Raw genomic sequence first — 21,029 nt, forward strand, 5'->3', positions numbered from 1 at the left:
CTCCTATTCTGTAATACGCTGAGGATGCGTGTAAATGTTAAAGGATTTCCCTCTGACGAATCCAACTGTCGTAATATTTAATTCTTCTGCCATTTTAAGCGCCAGCTCAGTAGGTGCTGATTTTGAAATGACGATAGACACTCCTAGTTTTGCTGCCTTCAATAGAACTTCTGACGATATCCGGCCGCTGAAAACAAGGATTTTATCTCTAAGTGGAATTCGCTGAAGTAAACAATATCCATAAATTTTATCTAAAGCATTATGTCTTCCTATATCAGTTCTAGTGATGAATAGCTTCTCTGTGTCACACAGTCCAGCATTATGAACTCCACCAGTATGTTGAAATAATTGGCTTTCTGCTTGCAAACACTTCATGAGATGCATACAGGTTTCAGCAGAAATACTGATTCGATCAATGGCCGTTTTTGCCGTCTTCACATCTTGAAGGAAATAAAAGTGTCTTCCTTTCCCGCAGCATGAACCAATCACTCGTTTTGTATAATCTGATGAATCAAATCCACTTGAGTGAACTAAATCAACATAGGCAAAACCCATACTTTCATCTATTGTAAACCTTTTAATCTCATTTTCAAATCGAATGACCCCTTCTGAAGCCAAAAAGCCGATAACCAATTCTTTCAGATGCTCTGGGGAACAAACAAGCGTCACAAATTCTTCCCCATTCACCATCACAGTTAAAGGATATTCTTCTACAATTTCATCAGTTTTGCAGGTAAACTGGCCTTCACGGTATTGGTGTATGACTCGTTTCTTTTTAACTGAAGAATTCATTGTATGATCTTCCTTTCTATGCAAATTTAGTTATATGATCCAATCAAATTGTGATATTATTTTAAAAAGTCATAAAAATGTAACATATTTCTATCTTATCAAACTTCTTGATTGCTTTATATGGGGGGAACAAAATGAACAAATCGAAAAATCGCTGGCTCATCGCAGCAAGTGCTGTAGGAATTCATTTATCTATTGGGTCTGTTTATGCTTGGAGTGTTTTTACGAATCCTTTACATGAAGCCTTTCAGTGGTCATTAACAGAAATAAGTCTCACCTTCAGTATTGCTATTTTATTTTTAGGTTTATCTGCTGCTTTTATGGGACATTTCGTTGAAAGGTATGGTCCAAGGGCATCGGGGCTCTTCTCAGCTATTTTCTTCGGCATCGGAATGACTGGGTCAGGATTCGCTGTCCACATGTCCTCATTGCCTCTCCTCTATTTATTTTATGGTGTACTCGCTGGAATTGGTTTAGGGGTAGGCTACATTGCACCTGTATCAACTCTAGTCAAATGGTTTCCGGATCGAAGAGGTCTTGCAACCGGCTTAGCCATTATGGGGTTTGGGTTTGCTTCTCTTATTTGCAGCCCAATTATTCAATATCTCATTGAAAAAGTGAATATCGCAAATACTTTTTATATTCTTGGAATCTCCTATTTTATCATCATGGTGATCTCATCTCTTTATTTATCACCACCAACGCCTGATGACGTCAAACAATTTGACGTATTCAAAACAAAGAAAAGAAAAATCCCTCAAGATTTATCACAGCTTACAGCAAATGAAGCGATCAAAACAAGACGTTTTTATTATTTGTGGCTTATGCTTTTTATTAATATCACATGCGGAATCGCAATTATTTCAGTAGCGTCACCTCTTGCCCAAGAAAGTGTTGGGTTCACTGCAGGTGCTGCAGCTACTCTTGTGGGCATTTTAGGTGCTTTTAATGGTTTAGGACGCATTGGCTGGGCATCGTTTTCAGATTATATAGGAAGACCGAATACGTATACGATTTTTTTTAGTATCCAGCTCATTGCTTTTCCTTTACTCCCCTATTTAAAAGAACCGCTCATCTTTTCAATCGTTATGGCGATCATTTATACGTGCTATGGAGGAGGATTTGCTTCAATTCCAGCCTATATTGCGGATTTGTTTGGTACAAAGCAGCTTGGTGCCATACACGGTTATATTTTGACTGCTTGGGCCGCTGCGGGATTAGCAGGACCACTATTTTCATCCTTCATCCGAGATATAACAGGTAATTACACACAAAGCCTTATGGTGTTCTCTGGCTTATTTTTCATTGCTTTTATCATATCACTTCTCATTCGAAAGGATATTCAGCAGCTAAGAGAAAAAAACCTATCTGCTGCTTCCTCTGTCTCAGCCCGATCTTAATTTGAATTTGACAGAATCACAATCTAAAGGTAATTTTTAGATATGAAAACGCTTTACAAAGTAATAGGAGGGGGATGATCTCATGGGGAAAACAAAACATAAGGGGCCTGTTAAACTCAATAAAAAACCCTCACCAAAGCTATGGGCCTCTTTTGTACCAATGGGGCTTGGCAAAGTGAAACCGAAACACATTCGAGATACGATGAAAGTGGCATGGGAGAACAAAGATAACCTTCCCTACGCGTACCGTATTTTAACACAGGGTGTTTGTGACGGCTGTGCCCTTGGCGTCTCAGGACTGTATGATCAAACGCTCGCAGGACCTCATATATGCACCACAAGACTAAATGTGCTTCGTCTTAACACAATGCCAGCTATTGATCCAAAATGGTTTGAAGATATTCAGCAGCTAAAGCAAATGGACAGCACCTCTCTTCGCAAGCTTGGGCGGGTTCCTTATCCATTGATCCGAAAAAAAGGTGACAATGCCTTTACACGTATTTCTTGGGATGATGCACTAGATCAAATCGCTGCTAAAATCCAATCAATTGATAAACGGCAGCTTGCTTTCTATTTAACCGCCAGAGGAATTACAAATGAAGTTTATTATACGGCTGCAAAGGCTGCTCGATTTATAGGGACGAATCATATTGATAATGCTTCTCGCATTTGCCATTCACCAAGTAAAACTGCTCTTAAACGGTCCCTTGGCATCGGTGCTTCCAGCTGTAATTACAGTGATTGGATTGGAACGGACGTATTAATATTTTGGGGATCTGTTGCAGCAAACAATCAGCCTGTTTCCACTAAATATATGTACGCTGCTAAAAAGAAGGGAACAAAAATTATCGTCATCAATCCGTATAAAGAGCCTGCTATGGAAAAGTATTGGGTTCCTTCTATTCCAGAGAGTGCTTTATTCGGTACAAAAATTGCAGATGATTTTTACCAAGTCAATATAGGCGGAGATATTGCATTTATGAACGGCGTCATCAAGCATTGGTTTGACATGGAGCAGCATGCTCCCCATTCGGCTCTTGATCACGAATTTATTCAAAAACATACAACGGGCATACAGGATTTAAAGCAGCATGTCACACAATTGAAGTGGGAGGACCTAGAAGCATCATCAGGTTTATCAAAAGAAAGAATGAAGGAATTTGCGACACTGCTTGCCAATGCTAATTCAGGCGTTTTTATTTGGAGTATGGGCCTTACTCAGCACCGCTTTGCAACTGATAATATATCACAGGTTGCCAACCTTGCCATGCTGCGCGGATTTATCGGCAGAAAACATTGTGGTGTCATGCCAATTCGGGGACATAGCGGCGTCCAAGGTTCTGGTGAAATGGGTGCTGATCCATTCGTTTTGCCGGGTAGTGATTTTGATGAAGAGAATATTGAAAGAATCGAACGTATATGGGGGTTTGACATTCCTAAATGGCATGGTGACACCATTGGGCAATCCTTTGAGAAGATGGCTCTCCCAAAAGACCATCCACAAAAACTCAAAATGCTGTTTACGAGTGGCGGAAACTTTTTAGAAACGATGCCAAATCCGGAAGCGATCGAAAAAGCATTATCTGAACTTGAACTCCGTGTTCACCAAGATATCATTTTGAATACCTCTACGCTGGTAGACGCTGAAGAGGCGGTGATTGTGCTGCCTGCTATGACAAGGTATGAACAACCAGGCGGCGGCACATCAACCAGTACGGAACGCATGGTATATTTCAGTCCAGAAATTGAAGGACCTCGTATTGAGGAAGCCAGAGCGGAATGGGAGATTTATGTTGATCTTGCGAAAAGAGTCCGGCCAGAAGATGCCGAGCTGATACATTTTGAAACAGCTGAAGACATTCGTCGTGAGATTGCGGTCGCCAACCGAAATTATGATGGCATCCAGCATTTACGTCACAAGGGAGACGTTTTTCAATGGGGAGGCGCATGGCTTTGTGAAGATGGCGTGTGTCCAACACCAGACGGCAAGGGACATCTTCTTCCTGCCCAGCTGCCTCAATATCGAAAAACCGAAGGACATTTCAATATCACGACAAGAAGAGGAAAGCAATTCAACTCCATGATCTACAGTGAAAAGGATGCATTTAATGGTGGAAACCGTCATTCTATCCTAATGAATGAAGAAGATGCAAAAGAGCTTTACGTCCAAGAAGGTGATCCAGTTGTTCTCTTTAATCAATATGGATCCTATCAAGGAGTGGCTCAATTCGGAGAGTTGAGACGCGGCAATATCGCAGTTTATTGGCCGGAAGGGAACGTTTTAATTCCTAAAGGTGTGTATGAGAGCTACTCACAGATTCCCGAGTATAATACAGCTGCCATATTAGAAAAAGCCGAAACCTTCCATGCAAGAAAGGATCAGCATTATGTAGAGAAACGAATTGATGAATTAGAAACGACTTTGAATTAATCGTCAACTTAAAAACAGCTGGGGTTGTTTTCCCCAGCTGCCATTCACTCTCTACCGACCAAAAGCGGTCGCTTCCTGTTGAAGAATATGGTTCAATTCTTCGGCATTTGCAGCCGGTTGATATTGTCCACCACCCGCTTTTGCAACAGATTTAAGACTTTTTGCTTCCTTTTCATTCACATCGAAGCCAATGATATTGACGATTGTATCTATTCCGTCTTCATGTAATTCCTTTGCTGCTTGTGAAGGGCTTCCACCACAAGTTTCTTCACCATCACTGACAACATAGACAATATTTTTCCCTTCAGCTTGGTGATCTTCAAAATCTTGTTTCGTATCCGTTAATGCTTTTGCAAGTGGTGTCCAGCCAGTTGGCTTATACACATTCAGTGCTTGTTGAAATGTTGATGGCTCATATGATCCAAATCCGTAAACGGCTTCAGAGCTTGAACAAGAAACGGCTTTCCCTGCATTTTTATTGGTTCCTTCATGACCAAACACACGAAGCAGAACTTGTGTATCTTCTGATAAAATGCTCGCAAAGCTTTGAATAGACCGTTTGGCGATTTCAATTTTCTTTTCACCTTCAACTGACTGTGCCATGCTGCCGCTTAAATCGAGTAATATCACCACATGAGCAGGCGGCTCCTGTTTTGTTACAGCATGAGCTGGTGAAGAAAGAAGCAGGACAAGACTAGCCAAAATGGTTAATACGATATTTCTTTTCATCAATAAAGACCTCCCTTTTTTACTTTTGTACAGAAAAAGAGAAACGAAAGCATGAATCAATCGTTTCCCTTTTGTTCAGCAAGTTATTCGTGTAGTTTTAATGATTCTGCTGAAAAGATAGATCCCATTTCTTTACCTGTGCTTGCTTGGTAGTAATGGCCTTTACCAGCTTTGGCTACTTGCTTCAATTGACCTTCATAGCCATCGTTAAAGTCTAACCCGATCACATTTACAACAGTTGATCCTTTTGAGTTATGCAATTCTTTTGCTACTTTTACTGGATCTCCGCCACAAGTTTCTTCACCATCAGTGATTAAGTACACAATATGCTTTGTTCCTTCAGTAAGCTGCTCATCCGCTTGCTTTGCATTTTCAAGTGCACGTGCAATCGGTGTCCAGCCAGTCGGCCCAAGTCCGTTTAAAGAGTTCTCAAAGCTGTCTTTTTCATAAGGCTGTACGCCGTAAACGCCTCTAATGACTTCACATGATTGAGCTTTACCTGAATTTTTGTTGTTTCCTTCAGAACCAAACAAGCTCATACGAATTTTAGCGTCTTTTGGAAGTGACTGAGCAAATTTAAATACCTCTTGTTTAGCGAGATCAAATTTGCGCTCTCCCTCTACTTTTCTTGCCATACTTCCGCTTGCATCAAGTAAGATTGTGACTCTTACATCTTTGTTATGTTTTTTGACTGTAGATGCTTCTGCAAATACTGGTGAAGAGATTGACATAGATAATGTCAATACAGCTAAGGTTACGAGTGAGAATACTTTTTTCAACATAATTTTCCTTCCTCCTTATGTATTTAATTGAAACATCTTAATCGTAAATTATTCTGTCTTGGAATGGTATAGGACTCGGTCCCTTTTTCTCTTTCATCAAAATCACTAAAATTCTGTCAGATGTCTAGATATTTTCACCTAATGTGCCAATTATCCTCTCGATTTCTCCTCCTTTTGAGGGGCTTTGTATCGGCCATCAGTTCTTATCGGGACGTAAATGTTTAAGTTTTCCTACGGTGCGTCTTAAGTCGCAATTTGTCACATTCTGTTCAAACCTCTTTGAACACAAAAAAAATGCCTCATTTCTGAGGCACTGTTGATTTATTTTTTAGCCATATACGTGTTGAGAAAACGATCGGCTGATTCGATTTGAATTCCTTTATAATAATGTTTCACGATGGCATCTACTTTTTTGCCTGCCTGCGCCATATAATGCGCACCATATTGACTCATGCCTACACCATGACCATATCCTTTTGTTGTAATGACAATCTGCTGGCCCTTGCGTTCCCATGTGAAGTCCGCTGAATGAAGGCCTAGTGATTCTCGAATGTCTCGGCCTGACAATGTTTTACCGTTGATCACGGCTTTCGCTACTTGGTTTCCTGGTGTCCGTTCTACAATCTGTCCGACCTGAGCCTGCTGAGTGAGTGTCACACCTAATTTTTGCTGAAATTCACTGACCGAGATGGTTTTCTTATTTTGAAATTTTGGCGATTTTTCGTCCCATTTACTTGAGACACTTTTCAAATAAGGGATTTCGTTTTTCCAATAGGCTTCGGCATTTTCCGTTTTTCCGTTACTTGTTGAAAAGAATGAAGCATCAATTGGTTTCTCGTCATAAGTCAGCACTTTTCCTTGTGTGCTGGCGACAGCTTCCGTGACCTTTTTTAATTTCCAATTGTACGCTTTCCCCCAAATTTTCTTGAGTTCCTGTTTGTTTTTGTAAACTTGGAACATTTGGGTATCATCTACAAGAGAGCCCTTAGGTGATTTGACAGTCTTATCATTGATCATCTGTCTGACGATATACGTTCTTGCTGCGAGCGCCTGTGCTTTGAGTGCTTCCATTTCAAAATCAGCTGGCATTTCAGATGCTACGACACCGATCACATACTCTTCTAAGGGGATGTTTTCTACCTGCTGATGAGCTGAGCGATAGACGGGGATAGCGACGGGTGATTGCTTCAATTTGACTGAACCCTTCACTTCTTTTTTAACTGATGGTTCTGCTGCTACGTGCTGGCTTGCCGCCGGTTTCCCTTGGAACGTCGGCAACACAAGTAATGTTGGAATCATTAAAATGATGATGCATATTCCTGCGATTGTCCATATCATTGGTTTCATATTTGGCTGCCCCCATTTGTCATTGAATCTCTTTTATCCTATGGGCATGGACAAGCTAATATGACAGCTTCTTTCATTTAGTGGACAAGTCTTTTATGAAAGCTATGGGCCTGTTCTTAGAATGGATTTTACTGTTCGTCTGTATGAATAAAATTTAAGATGGTTGGATACACTAATGATAAGCTTCGTGAAATGAGGCATTCTATGATTCTAAAAAAAAAATCAGCATGCCCCAATGGACACACTGATTTCTTTCAAGATTACGCGTTCAGATCTGATACAACTTGTTCTTGTGTCACATCTGCTGATTCATCGTTTACTCTTTCAATATCTGCACCGATTGCTGCAAGCTTTTGGTGGAAGTTCACATAACCACGGTCAATATGCTTCAACTCAGTGACACGTGTATGACCTTCTGCCACTAATCCAGCAAGTACAAGTGCTGCTCCTGCTCTTAAATCAGTCGCTGCCACTTCAGCACCTTGAAGTTGAACCGGCCCATTGATAATGACAGAGCGACCCTCAATTTTAATATCGCCATTCATGCGGCGGAATTCTTCAGCATGCATAAAGCGGTTTTCAAACACCGTTTCTGTGATCATGCTTGTTCCGTTCGCACGAAGCAATAGCGCCATCATCTGAGATTGCATATCCGTTGGGAACCCAGGATGCGGCATTGTTTTTAGATCGATTGGCTTGAGCTCAGATGGTCCAATGACTCTTAAACCTTCTTCTTCTTCAATGATCTGAATACCCATTTCTTCCATTTTTGCAACAAGTGATGTCATGTGCTCTGGCACTGCGCCTTTTACAAGAACATTTCCTTCTGTAATGGCTGCTGCCACCATGAAAGTACCTGCTTCAATTCTGTCAGGGATGATGTTGTGTTTTGCACCGTGAAGTGTTTCCACACCTTCGATTTTGATTGTACCAGTACCAGCACCGCGAACCTTACCGCCCATGGCATTGATGTAGTTTGCTAAATCAACAATTTCAGGTTCTTTTGCTACGTTTTCTAAAATCGTCGTTCCTTCAGCTAATGCTGCTGCCATGATGATGTTTTCAGTTGCCCCTACACTTGGGAAATCCAAATAGATTTTTGCACCTTTTAAACGGCCTTTTACTTCAGCCTCGATGAAACCATTACCTACTTGAATTTTAGCTCCCATTGCTTCAAAGCCTTTTAAATGCTGATCAATTGGTCTTGAACCAATCGCACAGCCTCCAGGTAATGCAACTCTTGCATGACCTGTTCTTGCTAAAAGTGGTCCCATGACAAGCACGGATGCTCGCATTTTACGGACATACTCAAACGGAGCCTCAGTTTCTAGTGCATGTGATGCATCAACTGATACTTCGTTATTTTCAAAATGTACTTCTGCTCCTAAATGACGTAACACTTCATTGATTGTATATACATCGGAGAGCGTAGGTACATCACAAATTACGCTTTTTTCTGTACTTGCTAACAAAGATGCAGCGATAACTGGTAAAACGGCATTTTTTGCGCCTTCTACTTTAACTGTGCCGTTTAACTTTTGACCGCCGCGGACGATGATTTTTTCCAAGGTCTTCCCCTCCGCGTCCCAAATTCTCTATATTAATATTCAGTCGTTACGATTGGTGTGCCAACCGTAATCGTATGATTTTCGTTCATTTCCGAACTTCTGATGGCAATTTGAACATTCATTTTATCATTTGAAGTCATAATGAACTGTTCCCACTTATCTGTGTAAGCGGAAAGCGACACAAAATTAGACTCAACGAGATACTCAACTGGTTTTGCTTGAAACTCATTTGCTAACATTTCAGCTTTTTTTTGCAAAACAACATCCATCATACCATTTACATGACCATCGAGACAAGTAAAAATTACAATTTTCTCTTGTAATATGCTTTTTGCATGACGTACGAACTGATCATATGTATGCTCCCAGGTATTCAGTGGGCGAGCACCTTTTTGCTCATATAATAAATACGACTTTTGTTTTGATTTTGTGTCGGTCTTCACGAGTAAAATTTTCGATTCTGTATCATTTTTTTCATCTTTGTAAATTCCTGTGACTTTGGTGACATGTTGTTCTTTTTTTTCGGTCCACTCATACTGTCGTAGTTCGTCTTTCAAACGTTTCACTTTTTTTGAAAATTGTTCGGATGAAATATCTACATTTGTTTTGGCATGAAGGGTCCACCCATCGACTTCGATTTGCTGGTTTTTTAGACCTTCTGCTATTTGAGCGAGTGGAGAAGATTCTTCCGCACGAACGCCTTGAATCATCAGAACAAAAAAAGAATAAACGCAAATAATGGCCAACCTTTCAAATACTTTCTCACTTGTCATTCCCCCTTGCTACAAGTGTTGCCGCAAGGAGGGCAATGCATACGTGGAAAAGTCAACAAAAGGCGAGCCTTTTGACCCTTCTTTTTACGTTCCCGCAGAAGGCAGTGACCAAACCTTTTATGTTAGAACATATAAGGAATTTGTCTCGAGAAATTTAAGTAATCAAGGAAGAAATTGCTGACCGCAGATGCGATAGCAATGGTAATGAGCATCATCAGCAGCCTTGCTTGAACGATTTTCCCTTTTTTAATGAGTGGATCAATATTTACAGCAAGCAGTGCCCACCATGTAACCGCGATAAAAAATAGGTGGATCACAATGCCCACGATTGCTTGTTGTCCTACGTCTTCCATACAGTTGAATCCTCCTTTTATTTATTTCTGTAAAGGAAAACTCCCTTTCATTATATCCTCGAAAATCGGAAAGATGAATCATTTGGAAAAAAGAGCTACATTTAGTGTAAATCCCCTCTTATCCTGATGCCAAGGAGATGATATACTGCGTGTGGAAGGAGCTGAACACATTGAAAGATTCTTTTCCTGACTTTGTTGATTTGTACGGAGAATTGGTTCCCTCATTTGATCATGAATGGGAGGCCATTGCTTTCTACTTTGATTATAGACAGACACAGCTAGAAGAATTAGCACAATTGTGTCATTTTCATAACATTTCTTTGGATTACTCTGAGGAAAGCTTGTATCAGTTAGAATCACTATACTTTGATGCATTGACCAAGCAGCTGTTCGCTGAGTGGAAAATGCCAATAGATGCATTAGAAGCGATGATGAGTGTGTATATAGGAGAGGTTGTCATCCGTCATCATTCAGATGCTGACTGGGTGGTGCGGCCTTATATGGATTCTCCGCATAAATATACGCTTGGCTTACGCAGAAACAATAAAACATGGCATTGTAGTACGCAATTTTGCGAGCACTTATATCTAGAAAAGCAAGCATCTCATCCTTATGTGTCGATGTACCAATCTCTCATGTCATCCTAAAAAAAATCCTTCTTATCACTGTGATAAGAAGGATTTTCTGTTTTATTTCCCTGCTACATTTAAACGGTTTAACGCCCGTTTTAATGCGAGTTCCGCCCGGCGTACATCACTTTCATTCGGGTGGTTCAAATGCTCTTCAGCACGCTGTTTCGCTGATTTAGCACGATCGACATCAACTTTGTCTGATGTTTCAGCGGCCTGAGCCAGAATTGTTACTTGTTCAGGGCGGACTTCAACAAATCCGCCACTTACAGCAACCAATTCAGTTGATCCACTATGTTTTAAGCGAACTGCACCGATTTTTAGCGGAGCAACCATTGGAACGTGGCCAGCTAAAATACCAAGCTCACCGCTTTCTGCTCTTACACTGACCATTTCCACATCCGCTTGATACACTGGGCCGTCGGGAGTAACGATATTGACTTGAACGGTCTTCATGCTTTTACCCTCCTAAGGACCAGATTAGGCCTCTACACCCATCTCTTTGGCTTTTTCAACCACTTCTTCAATGCGTCCAACTAAGCGGAATGCATCTTCTGGAAGGTGATCGTATTTACCAGATAAGATTTCCTTAAAGCCTTTAACAGTTTCTTTCAATGGCACATAAGAACCCTTTTGGCCAGTGAACTGCTCTGCTACGTGGAAGTTTTGAGATAGGAAGAATTGAACACGACGCGCTCTGTGTACCACAAGCTTATCGTCCTCAGATAATTCATCCATACCTAAAATGGCAATAATATCTTGCAGCTCTTTATAACGCTGTAATGTTTGCTGCACTTCACGCGCAATCGCATAATGCTCTTCGCCAACGATCTCAGGTGCAAGTGCACGAGATGTTGAAGCAAGAGGATCAACCGCTGGGTAAATACCCATTTCAGTCAGCTTACGCTCAAGGTTTGTCGTTGCATCAAGGTGAGCGAACGTCGTTGCAGGAGCTGGATCTGTATAGTCATCCGCAGGTACATAGATCGCTTGAATCGATGTAACCGATCCTACGTTTGTAGACGTGATACGCTCTTGCAGCTGACCCATTTCTGTTGCAAGTGTCGGCTGATAACCTACCGCTGAAGGCATACGTCCAAGAAGGGCTGATACTTCAGAACCTGCTTGTGTAAAGCGATAGATATTATCGATGAAGAACAATACGTCTTGACCTTGTTCATCACGGAAATGCTCTGCCATTGTCAAACCAGTTAGGGCAACACGCATACGTGCACCTGGCGGCTCGTTCATTTGACCGAAGACCATGGCTGTTTTTTCGATAACGCCAGAATCTTTCATTTCGTAGTAAAGGTCGTTTCCTTCACGTGTACGCTCTCCAACACCAGCGAATACAGAAATACCGCCGTGTTCTTGTGCGATGTTGTTGATCAATTCTTGAATCAGAACGGTTTTACCTACACCAGCTCCACCGAATAGACCGATCTTTCCACCTTTGATGTAAGGAGCAAGCAGGTCAACAACTTTGATACCTGTTTCAAGAATTTCAACTTCTGTAGAAAGTTGATCAAAAGAAGGCGCTTGTCTGTGGATTGGATCTCTTTGAGCTTCCACACCAAGTGGCTCATCTAAGTCAATGTTATCTCCCAGTACGTTGAATACACGTCCAAGTGTTACGTTACCAACTGGTACTGAAATTGGTTTTCCAAGGTCTACAGCTTCCATACCGCGCTTCACACCGTCTGTTGATGCCATTGCGATGGTTCTCACTGTATCGTCACCTAAATGTAGTGCTACTTCTAAAGTTAAGTCGATATCAACTTCACTTTCGCTTTCCGCTTTATGCGAAACTTTGATCGCATTATAAATCTCAGGCAAGTGACCGTCTTCAAAACGAACGTCTACGACTGGTCCCATGATCTGACTGATGCGTCCTGTTTTCATTGCATTCCCTCCTGACAATTATTTCTATTCTAAGGCAGCTGCTCCGCCGACAATTTCTGTAATCTCTTGTGTAATCGCTGCTTGACGAGCACGGTTGTAAGAGAGTGTCAGGCTGTCGATCAATTCTTTTGCGTTGTCTGTTGCACTCTTCATTGCTGTCATTCTTGCAGCATGTTCACTTGCTTTGCTGTCAAGAAGCGCACCGAAAATCAAACTCTCTGCATATTGAGGAAGGAGAACTTCAAGAATTTCTTCTTCAGAAGGCTCAAACTCATAAGATGCGGAACGTTTATTTGGTGTCGCTGCGGCCGAAAGGTCCGTTAGCGGCAATAATTTCTTCTCTGTTACTTCTTGTGAAATCGCACTGACAAAGTGGTTGTAGAACATGTAAAGTTCATCAAACGCTTCATCAGAGAACATTTGAACTGTACTGCTTGCTAATTCTTTAATATCAGCAAACGCTACTTCGTCTCCAAGCCCTGTTACTTCAGAAATAACTGGAATACCACGCTTTTTGAAGAAGTCGCGTCCGATTTTACCAATGACAATCACCGCATATTCATCAGCGGATTGATGACGAGATTGAATGGTTTGGTAAGCGGCACGCAAAATCGAGCTGTTAAAAGGTCCTGCAAGCCCTCGATCAGATGTAATAACGAGATACCCTGTTTTTTTGACAGGTCTTGAAAGAAGCATTGGGTGCTTAGCACTTGTTCCAGTTGCGATTGCAGCAACCACTTCCTGGATTTTCTCCATGTAAGGAACAAAAGACTTCGCATTGTTTTCAGCACGATTCAGTTTCGCAGCTGATACCATTTGCATCGCTTTTGTGATCTGACTCGATTTTTTCGTTGACGTGATCCTTGACTTTATATCGCGTAATGAGGCCAAAGATTTCACCACCTTTTTTCAGGAATCCGTGTTCATTTACGTGAAAAGAGAGAAAAAGAGAATCTTTTTCTCTCGGAAAGATTACTAATTAGTTGCTTGGTGCAAACGTACGTTTAAAGCCTTCGATTGCTGTCTTCCACTCTTCATCAGCAGGCATATTTCCTGTTTGAGAGATTGTGTCAAACAAGCCTTTATGGTTTTCTTCAATGTACAAGAATAACTCAGCTTCAAAACGTTTAACATCAGCAATGGCTACATCGTCTAAGTATCCTCTTGTTAGTGCGTAAAGAATCGCTACTTGTTTTTCAACTTTAAGCGGTTTGTTCAAGTCTTGTTTTAAGACTTCAACTGTTCTTGCACCACGGTTTAATTTCGCTTGAGTGGCTTGGTCTAGATCAGATCCAAACTGAGCGAATGCTTCAAGCTCACGATAAGAAGCAAGATCCAGACGAAGTGTACCTGCTACCTTTTTCATCGCTTTGATTTGTGCAGAACCACCTACACGGGATACAGACAATCCTGCGTTTACCGCTGGACGTACGCCTGAGAAGAAGAGGTCAGATTGTAAGAAAATCTGTCCATCTGTGATGGAAATAACGTTTGTTGGGATATATGCAGAGATATCGCCAGCCTGCGTTTCTACGAAAGGCAATGCTGTGATAGAACCGCCACCCTTTTCGTCACTAAGCTTCGCTGCACGTTCTAATAAACGAGAGTGAAGATAGAAAACATCACCAGGGAATGCCTCACGACCTGGAGGACGACGAAGCAATAATGAAAGCTCACGGTAAGCTGCCGCTTGTTTAGAAAGGTCATCATAGACAACAAGTACGTGCTTGCCGTTATACATGAATTCCTCACCCATCGTTACACCTGCATAAGGAGCAAGGTAAAGAAGTGGAGCCGGCTGTGATGCAGAAGCTGTGACAACGATTGTGTAGTCAAGCGCACCATGCTTACGAAGTGTTTCAACAACACCACGAACCGTAGATTCTTTTTGTCCGATAGCTACATAAATACAGATCATGTCTTGATCTTTTTGGTTTAGAATCGTATCGATTGCAACAGATGTTTTACCTGTTTGACGGTCACCAATGATCAATTCACGCTGTCCGCGGCCGATTGGAATCAAGGCATCAATTGCTTTAATTCCTGTTTGAAGCGGCTCATGTACAGATTTACGATCCATAACGCCAGGTGCTTCACTTTCGATTGGACGTGTTTTGCTTGTTAAGATTGGACCTAGTCCATCAACAGGCTGACCAAGCGGGTTCACAATACGTCCGATTAACTCTTCACCTACTGGAACCTCCATGATACGACCTGTACGTTTTACGTCGTCACCTTCGCGGATATCTTTGTAAGGTCCTAAAATAACGATACCTACGTTAGACTCCTCAAGGTTTTGAGCCATACCCATTACACCGTTAGAGAACTCAACCAGCTCTCCTGCCATAATGTTGTCAAGGCCATGTACACGCGCGATACCGTCCCCTACTTGAATGACTGTACCGACATCTTTTACTTCAATTTCTGATTGATAGTTTTGGATTTGCTGCTTTATCAGCGCGCTAATCTCTTCAGCTTTGATACTCACTAAGGTTTCACCCCTTCTAACGATTTTCGCCTGCAAGCTGACGTTCAATGCGGGAAAGCTTTCCGCTGACACTGCCGTCATAAATGCGGTTTCCGATACGGATTTTCACTCCGCCTATTAGATCCTTGTCAATCACATTTTCAACACGCAGTGATGTGACTCCGGCTTTTTTGGCAAATACTTCAGATAAAGATTGAATTTCAGCACCGCTCAGCGGTTTCACTGAATACACGACCGCATCGTCTATTTGTTTCGCACGGTTTGCAAGTTTCACAAACTCAGACGTCATTTCAGAGAAAATATTCGTGCGTCCGCGGTCAATCAGTAAATACATTGTGTGCAATACATAAGTAGAAACACCTTTGAAAGCTTCAGCAATCAACTGTTTCTTTTTGTCTGCTGTAATCTTTGGATGAACAAGGAAGTCATTGAGTTCTTGATCAGCCTTTAGAACTTTTTTGATCTCATTCAGCTCTTTTTCAGTTTCGTCTACTGCCGAAGAAGCAAGAACGATGTCAAAAAGAGCAGAAGCGTAACGCTTAGAGACAATAGTTACGCTCATCGGCTTTCGCCTGCCTCTTTAAGGTACTCTTGAATCAATTTCTCTTGTGCCTGCTCATCAAGTTCTTTTTCAATCACTTTAGATGCAATCAGCACAGATAGTGATGCAACCTGCTCACGCAGTGCAGCCACAGCTTGTTCTTTTTCTTTCACGATTTCAGTTCTAGCAGACTCTTTCAAGCGCTCTGATTCTTGACGTGCTGCTTGAATGATCTCTTCTTTTTGTTTCTCACCAATCTTTTTCGCATTTTCGATGAGTGTATGTGATTCTTCGCGTGCTTCTTTCAATAAGACACGTTGTTCTTCAAGAAGCTTTTCAGCTTGAACGTGCTTTTGTTCAGCACTTGAAATTTCATTTCCTATATAATCTTCACGCTGCTTCATAATACCTAATAAAGGTTTAAGCGCAAATTTCTTTAAAAGTGCAAGCAAGATGAGCATAGCGATAAGCTGGAATAACATATCACCGGCGTTGAAACTTAAGCCCCCTGCTCCTAAAACCACTGGTAACTGAGACATTTAGTACGGCAACTCCCTTCTTTAAATAATATGTTAAGAAACAAAACATAAAGGAATGGCGAAGTTTCGAACTAATCTGATCTTCGCCATTAAAATTCATATTAGAACGCTTCTCACATATTAACCAAAGAATGCCAAGAATGCGATAACGACAGCGATAATTGGAAGTGCCTCAACTAAAGCGACCCCGATGAACATAAGTGTTCTTAGTTCTCTACCAGCTTCTGGCTGACGAGCGATTCCTTCAACTGTTTTAGATACGATTAGACCGTTACCAATACCTGCTCCTAGTGCTCCTAAACCGATTGCAATTGCTGCTGCTATTAAATTCATTAAAAAGCTCCTCCTTTAAAATAACGTCCTTTTTGGACTCTCAATTTTTTAGTGTTCGTCGCTGACTTTATGGGAAATGTACACCATTGTCAGCATGGTGAAGATAAATGCCTGGATTGTTCCGACAAACAAACTGAATGCCTGCCATACAATCATCGGCACGATGGCACCTAATGTACCAACGATACCAAGCGCAATATTTTGCGTGTAGAAATTGGTCGCAAGTCCTGCAAGTAACCCAAGAAGAATCTCTCCAGCGAAAATATTTCCGTAAAGACGCAAACCAAGTGTTAGCGTGTTTGCAAATTCTTCAATAAGTTTCAATGGTACTAAAAGTGGAATTGGTCTAAAGTAGTCTTTCGTATATTCCTTGACTCCTTTTGCCTTGACACCGTAGAAGTGTGTAAGTCCCATGACCATAATTGCTAGTGTCATTGTGATTGCAGGATCAGCAGTTGGTGATTTCCACCACAAGTTGTGATCGACCGTAATCGAGAATGGCAGTCCAAGCATGTTTGAAACAAATATGTACATGAGTAATGTAACGCCAAGCGCTAGAAATGGGGCTCCTGTTTTCATGTCCATCGAACTACCTATGATATTTCGAACAAAATCAACGATCCATTCCATGAAGTTCTGCGCCTTAGTCGGACGAATAGACAGAACACGAGTAGTCAGCACCGCTATGAGAAGAACGATGATACTAGCAATCGTAATCATGAGAACATTGGATAAGTTGAACGTTAACCCTAAAAATTCTGTAGTTTTTGAACTGTGACCCAAAGAGTATTCACCTCTCTTCCATAGTAGAACGTTTAAGTTGAATGAAGGAATCTATCATAATGACAGGATATATTGTCATTAATCCTATAACAACACCTGCCAGATGAACTTCATTAGGGTAACGCCAAGCAATCGCTACTGCGAGAATCGCGTTGGCCCACCTGGCTGTACTTCCCATTGAACGAATGGATTTTCCTTTTTTAACCGCTCGATCAAAAGCGTGCATTCTCCGTATAAGTAGGAATAAATTAAAGAAAGCAAAAATTGTGCCGATAATGAAACCAAGAAACAGTGGTTTAAAACCAGGCATGGCATAGCCAAACACAAAAATTGCCAATAGATAGAACATGTATTTACTCTGTCTGCGGAAAATCGCGTTTGGATCGTTCATTCATCTGACTCCCGATGAAAAGTATTGTAAAAAAGGTGATAAATGGTGATGAAAACTGCGTAGAAGACGCTGATGATAAGCCGTCCTATTCGAAAAAAATCAATCACCCATCGGTCTAATTGCACAATCAGACTTGAAATCTTTAGATCTATGGGATGCTGCTTCATTCGTTGATACAAACCCTGATTATTAAAGGGTTCACAATGAGGATTAGTAGAGTGCTATAGGCTATGAAAACCTTACCATAATACCCTCGTTTAGCATACAATAGCGTCTATGATGTGTCAATCGGTTGAAAGTTAAAAAACTTTTCTATAGTGATAGAGCACACAAAATGTTCACAATTTCATCAAACTTTAGGAGAGATGTGACATTCATTGAAAAAAACAGCCAATGTTCAGTATACATTGATTTTTCTAAGAACGGTATCAACCGTTTGTCATATATTTCAAAAAGCCCACATGCACGTTTGCATGTGGGCTTTTATTAAGACTTTCTTATTTCGTTCCGTACATACGGTCACCAGCATCACCAAGACCTGGGATGATGTAACCTTTTTCGTTTAGTTTCTCATCTAATGCTGCAATGTAGATATCAACATCTGGATGATGCTTTTGCATTTCTTCTACACCTTCAGGGGCAGCAATCAGACACATAAAGCGAATGTTTTTCGCACCACGTTTTTTCAAGCTGTTTAACGCTTCGACTGCTGAACCGCCAGTTGCAAGCATTGGGTCTACTACGATAAATTCACGTTCTTCCACATCTGATGGAAGCTTCACATAATATTCAACAGGCTTTAATGTTTTCGGATCGCGGTATAAACCGACATGTCCCACTTTAGCAGCTGGAATGAGTTTCAAAATCCCGTCTACCATTCCAAGACCTGCTCTTAAAATTGGCACAACCCCGAGTTTCTTCCCTGAGATCACGTTTGATTTCGCTACTTGTACAGGTGTTTCTACATCTACCTCTTCAAGCGGTAAGTCTCTTGTGATTTCAAATGCCATTAATGTTGCGACTTCATCCACTAGCTCTCTAAATTCTTTAGTTCCTGTATGAACGTCACGAATATATGTAAGTTTGTGCTGAATAAGCGGGTGATCAAATACATAAACCTTTGCCATTGCTTGCTACAACTCCTTTTCTGTCATCTTCCGGTGAACTTTGCACACTTCCTACAATTCTACATAAAAAGACATCATCTTTCAATATGATTCGCAAATCCTACAAAAAAAACCCACATGCCAAAAATAGGCAAATGGGTCTGTTTTTTAATAATCTAATTCGTTATATAGAGGGAAACGGGCCGTAAGATCAGATACACGCTTTTTCGCCTCTTCTAATTTCGCTTCATCTTCATGATGTTTTAGCGCAAGTGCAATAATGGAACCGACTTCTTTCATCGCTTCTTGATCAAACCCGCGGCTTGTTACTGCTGCTGTACCTACACGTACACCGCTTGTGACAAATGGTTTCTCTGGATCATAAGGAATTGCATTTTTGTTCACTGTAATACCGATTTCATCAAGAACGTTTTCTGCAATTTTTCCTGTGATGCCAAGAGAACGCAAGTCGATGAGAACAAGATGGTTATCTGTTCCGCCAGATACAAGCTGAATATCTTCAGATAAAAGTGTTTCAGCTAGTTGTTTTGCATTATTAATGACGTTTTGTGCATATGTTTTGAAATCTCCGTTCAATACTTCACCGAAAGAAACAGCTTTTGCAGAGATGACATGCATTAGTGGTCCACCTTGAATACCAGGGAAGATCGATTTGTCGATCTTTTTACCAAACTCTTCACGGCATAGGATCATTCCGCCGCGAGGTCCGCGTAATGTTTTGTGAGTTGTTGTTGTCACAAAATCTGCGTAAGGAACTGGATTTGGATGAAGACCTGCTGCAACAAGACCAGCAATGTGAGCCATGTCGACCATAAAGTAAGCACCGACTTCATCAGCAATCTCACGGAACTTTTTGAAATCAATTTGGCGTGGGTATGCACTTGCACCCGCAACGATGAGTTTCGGCTTATGTTCACGTGCTTTTTCAAGTACGTCTTGATAGTCGATATGCTGAGTTTCTTTATCTACACCATATTCTACAAAGTTGTACTGTACACCACTAAAGTTTACAGGGCTTCCATGTGTTAAATGCCCGCCATGTGATAAGTTCATGCCAAGTACTGTATCGCCATGCTCAAGAATTGTAAAGTATACGGCCATGTTCGCTTGAGCACCTGAGTGAGGCTGTACGTTCACATACTCAGCGCCAAAAATTTCTTTTGCGCGGTCACGTGCGATATCTTCCACAACGTCTACATGTTCACAGCCGCCATAATAGCGTTTACCAGGATAGCCCTCAGCGTATTTGTTTGTTAATACAGAGCCCTGTGCTTCCATGACTGCTTCGCTTACGAAGTTTTCTGATGCAATTAATTCGATTTTGTCCTGCTGGCGTTTCCGCTCTAGTTGAATTGCTTTGAATACTTGTGCGTCTTGCTCAGGTAAATGTTTCATCAGCGAAATCCTCTCCAATCTATTTCCATTCGATGTTTTCACCATCTCATTGTACACGGTTTTTGAGTAAAATGTAAAAGTTTTTTTTGGAAAATCGACTTCTTTTTTATGAAAACCCGAATATTCAAGTGGTAAAGCGTCTTCATCATTCAACATTATATTAGAAATATATCGAAGCTATGATCTTGTATAAACGGCTCGTTCTCCGCCAATCAGCTTCGGACGCGTTTTCGCAAAAGTCACATGTGCATGTCCTAATCGATGACGACTGAGGCGGACAGGTACAGCGACTCTCTTTAAGTGCATCCCAATTAACGTATCGCCGATATCAATTCCAGCATGTGCCTCAATGCATTCGACCAATACAGGATGTTCCATTTGCTGATACGCATGAGCCGCCATCGAACCACCCGCTTTACGGACAGGTACTGCAGCTACGATCTCCAGGTTAAAACGGAAAGCCACTTCTTCTTCAACAACAAGGGCACGATTTAGATGTTCACAGCATTGAAAGGCGAGCTCGATGCCGGTCTCTCGTCTTAACTGATCCAATTCTTGATAGATAGAGGCAGCAATTTGCTCACTTCCTGCAGTACCAATATGCTCACCAGCCACTTCTGACGTACTGCAGCCAATGACTAAGATTTGCCCGGCATGCAATTCAACTGTTCGATGAAACTCTTTTAACATTTCAAGCCAATCTTGACCAATGTTCATGTTAAGCGC

22 protein-coding genes are annotated in these 21,029 nt (G+C 41.4%); 3 read left to right on the forward strand and 19 right to left on the reverse strand.

Annotated features, from left to right (window positions below; all coding sequences use genetic code 11):
- Positions 1-3: 3 nt before the first annotated feature.
- Positions 4-792, reverse strand: coding sequence for a formate dehydrogenase accessory sulfurtransferase FdhD (fdhD, locus tag NSQ76_RS18080; RefSeq protein WP_025093898.1), 789 nt, complete (start codon positions 790-792; stop codon positions 4-6).
- A gap of 134 nt (positions 793-926) precedes the next feature.
- On the opposite strand from fdhD, the gene NSQ76_RS18085 reads away from it, so the two are divergent.
- Both NSQ76_RS18085 and NSQ76_RS18090 read left to right on the forward strand, forming a co-directional pair.
- Positions 927-2,192, forward strand: coding sequence for an L-lactate MFS transporter (locus NSQ76_RS18085; RefSeq protein WP_341055258.1), 1,266 nt, complete (start codon positions 927-929; stop codon positions 2,190-2,192).
- 82 nt (positions 2,193-2,274) lie between these two features.
- Complete coding sequence (locus NSQ76_RS18090) at positions 2,275-4,623, forward strand: FdhF/YdeP family oxidoreductase (RefSeq protein WP_034622541.1); 2,349 nt, start codon at positions 2,275-2,277, stop codon at positions 4,621-4,623.
- A 51-nt stretch (positions 4,624-4,674) separates the two neighbouring features.
- Here the strand turns inward: NSQ76_RS18090 and NSQ76_RS18095 are convergent, their stop codons facing one another.
- From NSQ76_RS18095 to NSQ76_RS18120, 6 genes are all read right to left on the reverse strand, one after another.
- Positions 4,675-5,352: a VWA domain-containing protein gene (locus NSQ76_RS18095; RefSeq protein WP_025093895.1), complete on the reverse strand. Its 678-nt coding sequence runs from the start codon at positions 5,350-5,352 to the stop codon at positions 4,675-4,677.
- Positions 5,353-5,435: 83 nt separating this feature from the next.
- Positions 5,436-6,134: a VWA domain-containing protein gene (locus tag NSQ76_RS18100; protein WP_034622539.1), complete on the reverse strand. Its 699-nt coding sequence runs from the start codon at positions 6,132-6,134 to the stop codon at positions 5,436-5,438.
- Positions 6,135-6,455: 321 nt separating this feature from the next.
- Positions 6,456-7,481: a stage II sporulation protein D gene (gene spoIID / locus NSQ76_RS18105; RefSeq protein ID WP_341055263.1), complete on the reverse strand. Its 1,026-nt coding sequence runs from the start codon at positions 7,479-7,481 to the stop codon at positions 6,456-6,458.
- 260 nt (positions 7,482-7,741) lie between these two features.
- Entirely contained in the window at positions 7,742-9,049 is a 1,308-nt protein-coding gene (murA, locus tag NSQ76_RS18110; protein ID WP_024423722.1) for a UDP-N-acetylglucosamine 1-carboxyvinyltransferase, read from the reverse strand.
- Between the two features lie 32 nt (positions 9,050-9,081).
- Positions 9,082-9,822, reverse strand: coding sequence for a YwmB family TATA-box binding protein (locus NSQ76_RS18115; RefSeq protein WP_341055265.1), 741 nt, complete (start codon positions 9,820-9,822; stop codon positions 9,082-9,084).
- A gap of 122 nt (positions 9,823-9,944) precedes the next feature.
- Positions 9,945-10,175: a DUF1146 family protein gene (locus NSQ76_RS18120; RefSeq protein ID WP_024423724.1), complete on the reverse strand. Its 231-nt coding sequence runs from the start codon at positions 10,173-10,175 to the stop codon at positions 9,945-9,947.
- Between the two features lie 170 nt (positions 10,176-10,345).
- Here NSQ76_RS18120 and NSQ76_RS18125 point away from each other — a divergent pair, with 170 nt between their 5' ends.
- Positions 10,346-10,822 carry a hypothetical protein gene (locus NSQ76_RS18125; RefSeq protein ID WP_024426339.1) on the forward strand — a complete coding sequence of 159 codons (477 nt, stop codon included), beginning with the start codon at positions 10,346-10,348 and terminating at the stop codon, positions 10,820-10,822.
- A gap of 42 nt (positions 10,823-10,864) precedes the next feature.
- Here the strand turns inward: NSQ76_RS18125 and NSQ76_RS18130 are convergent, their stop codons facing one another.
- The 12 genes from NSQ76_RS18130 to NSQ76_RS18185 all read right to left on the reverse strand — a co-directional run bounded on the left by NSQ76_RS18130 (position 10,865) and on the right by NSQ76_RS18185 (position 21,020).
- Entirely contained in the window at positions 10,865-11,260 is a 396-nt protein-coding gene (locus NSQ76_RS18130; RefSeq protein WP_003214592.1) for a F0F1 ATP synthase subunit epsilon, read from the reverse strand.
- 24 nt (positions 11,261-11,284) lie between these two features.
- Positions 11,285-12,706, reverse strand: coding sequence for a F0F1 ATP synthase subunit beta (gene atpD, locus NSQ76_RS18135; protein ID WP_008354929.1), 1,422 nt, complete (start codon positions 12,704-12,706; stop codon positions 11,285-11,287).
- Between the two features lie 24 nt (positions 12,707-12,730).
- A complete protein-coding gene (locus tag NSQ76_RS18140; RefSeq protein WP_024423727.1) occupies positions 12,731-13,597 on the reverse strand; it encodes a F0F1 ATP synthase subunit gamma in 867 nt (288 codons plus the stop codon).
- An 88-nt stretch (positions 13,598-13,685) separates the two neighbouring features.
- On the reverse strand, positions 13,686-15,194 hold the full coding sequence (atpA, locus tag NSQ76_RS18145) for a F0F1 ATP synthase subunit alpha (protein ID WP_024423728.1): 1,509 nt from the start codon (positions 15,192-15,194) through the stop codon (positions 13,686-13,688).
- A gap of 16 nt (positions 15,195-15,210) precedes the next feature.
- Complete coding sequence (locus tag NSQ76_RS18150; RefSeq protein ID WP_041115517.1) at positions 15,211-15,756, reverse strand: F0F1 ATP synthase subunit delta; 546 nt, start codon at positions 15,754-15,756, stop codon at positions 15,211-15,213.
- Complete coding sequence (gene atpF / locus NSQ76_RS18155) at positions 15,753-16,274, reverse strand: F0F1 ATP synthase subunit B (RefSeq protein ID WP_008354935.1); 522 nt, start codon at positions 16,272-16,274, stop codon at positions 15,753-15,755. Before atpF ends, NSQ76_RS18150 begins: the two co-directional genes overlap by 4 nt.
- Positions 16,275-16,394: 120 nt before the next feature.
- On the reverse strand, positions 16,395-16,607 hold the full coding sequence (gene atpE, locus NSQ76_RS18160) for a F0F1 ATP synthase subunit C (protein WP_003214968.1): 213 nt from the start codon (positions 16,605-16,607) through the stop codon (positions 16,395-16,397).
- A gap of 48 nt (positions 16,608-16,655) precedes the next feature.
- Positions 16,656-17,390 (reverse strand): F0F1 ATP synthase subunit A, encoded by a 735-nt coding sequence (atpB, locus tag NSQ76_RS18165; protein WP_024426341.1) that lies wholly within the window; start codon positions 17,388-17,390, stop codon positions 16,656-16,658.
- A gap of 7 nt (positions 17,391-17,397) precedes the next feature.
- Positions 17,398-17,781, reverse strand: a complete 384-nt coding sequence (locus NSQ76_RS18170) for an ATP synthase subunit I (RefSeq protein WP_024423731.1) — start codon at positions 17,779-17,781, stop codon at positions 17,398-17,400.
- A 497-nt stretch (positions 17,782-18,278) separates the two neighbouring features.
- The gene (gene upp / locus NSQ76_RS18175) at positions 18,279-18,908 is read right to left on the reverse strand and encodes a uracil phosphoribosyltransferase (RefSeq protein ID WP_003214553.1); all 630 of its coding nucleotides are present in this window, start codon (positions 18,906-18,908) and stop codon (positions 18,279-18,281) included.
- Positions 18,909-19,055: 147 nt separating this feature from the next.
- Positions 19,056-20,303: a serine hydroxymethyltransferase gene (glyA, locus tag NSQ76_RS18180; RefSeq protein ID WP_024423732.1), complete on the reverse strand. Its 1,248-nt coding sequence runs from the start codon at positions 20,301-20,303 to the stop codon at positions 19,056-19,058.
- A gap of 177 nt (positions 20,304-20,480) precedes the next feature.
- A complete protein-coding gene (locus NSQ76_RS18185; RefSeq protein ID WP_341055272.1) occupies positions 20,481-21,020 on the reverse strand; it encodes a TIGR01440 family protein in 540 nt (179 codons plus the stop codon).
- Positions 21,021-21,029 lie beyond the last annotated feature (9 nt).

Origin of the sequence: Bacillus sp. FSL M8-0256, from assembly GCF_038005765.1 — a bacterium.
Classification (GTDB): domain Bacteria; phylum Bacillota; class Bacilli; order Bacillales; family Bacillaceae; genus Bacillus; species Bacillus safensis.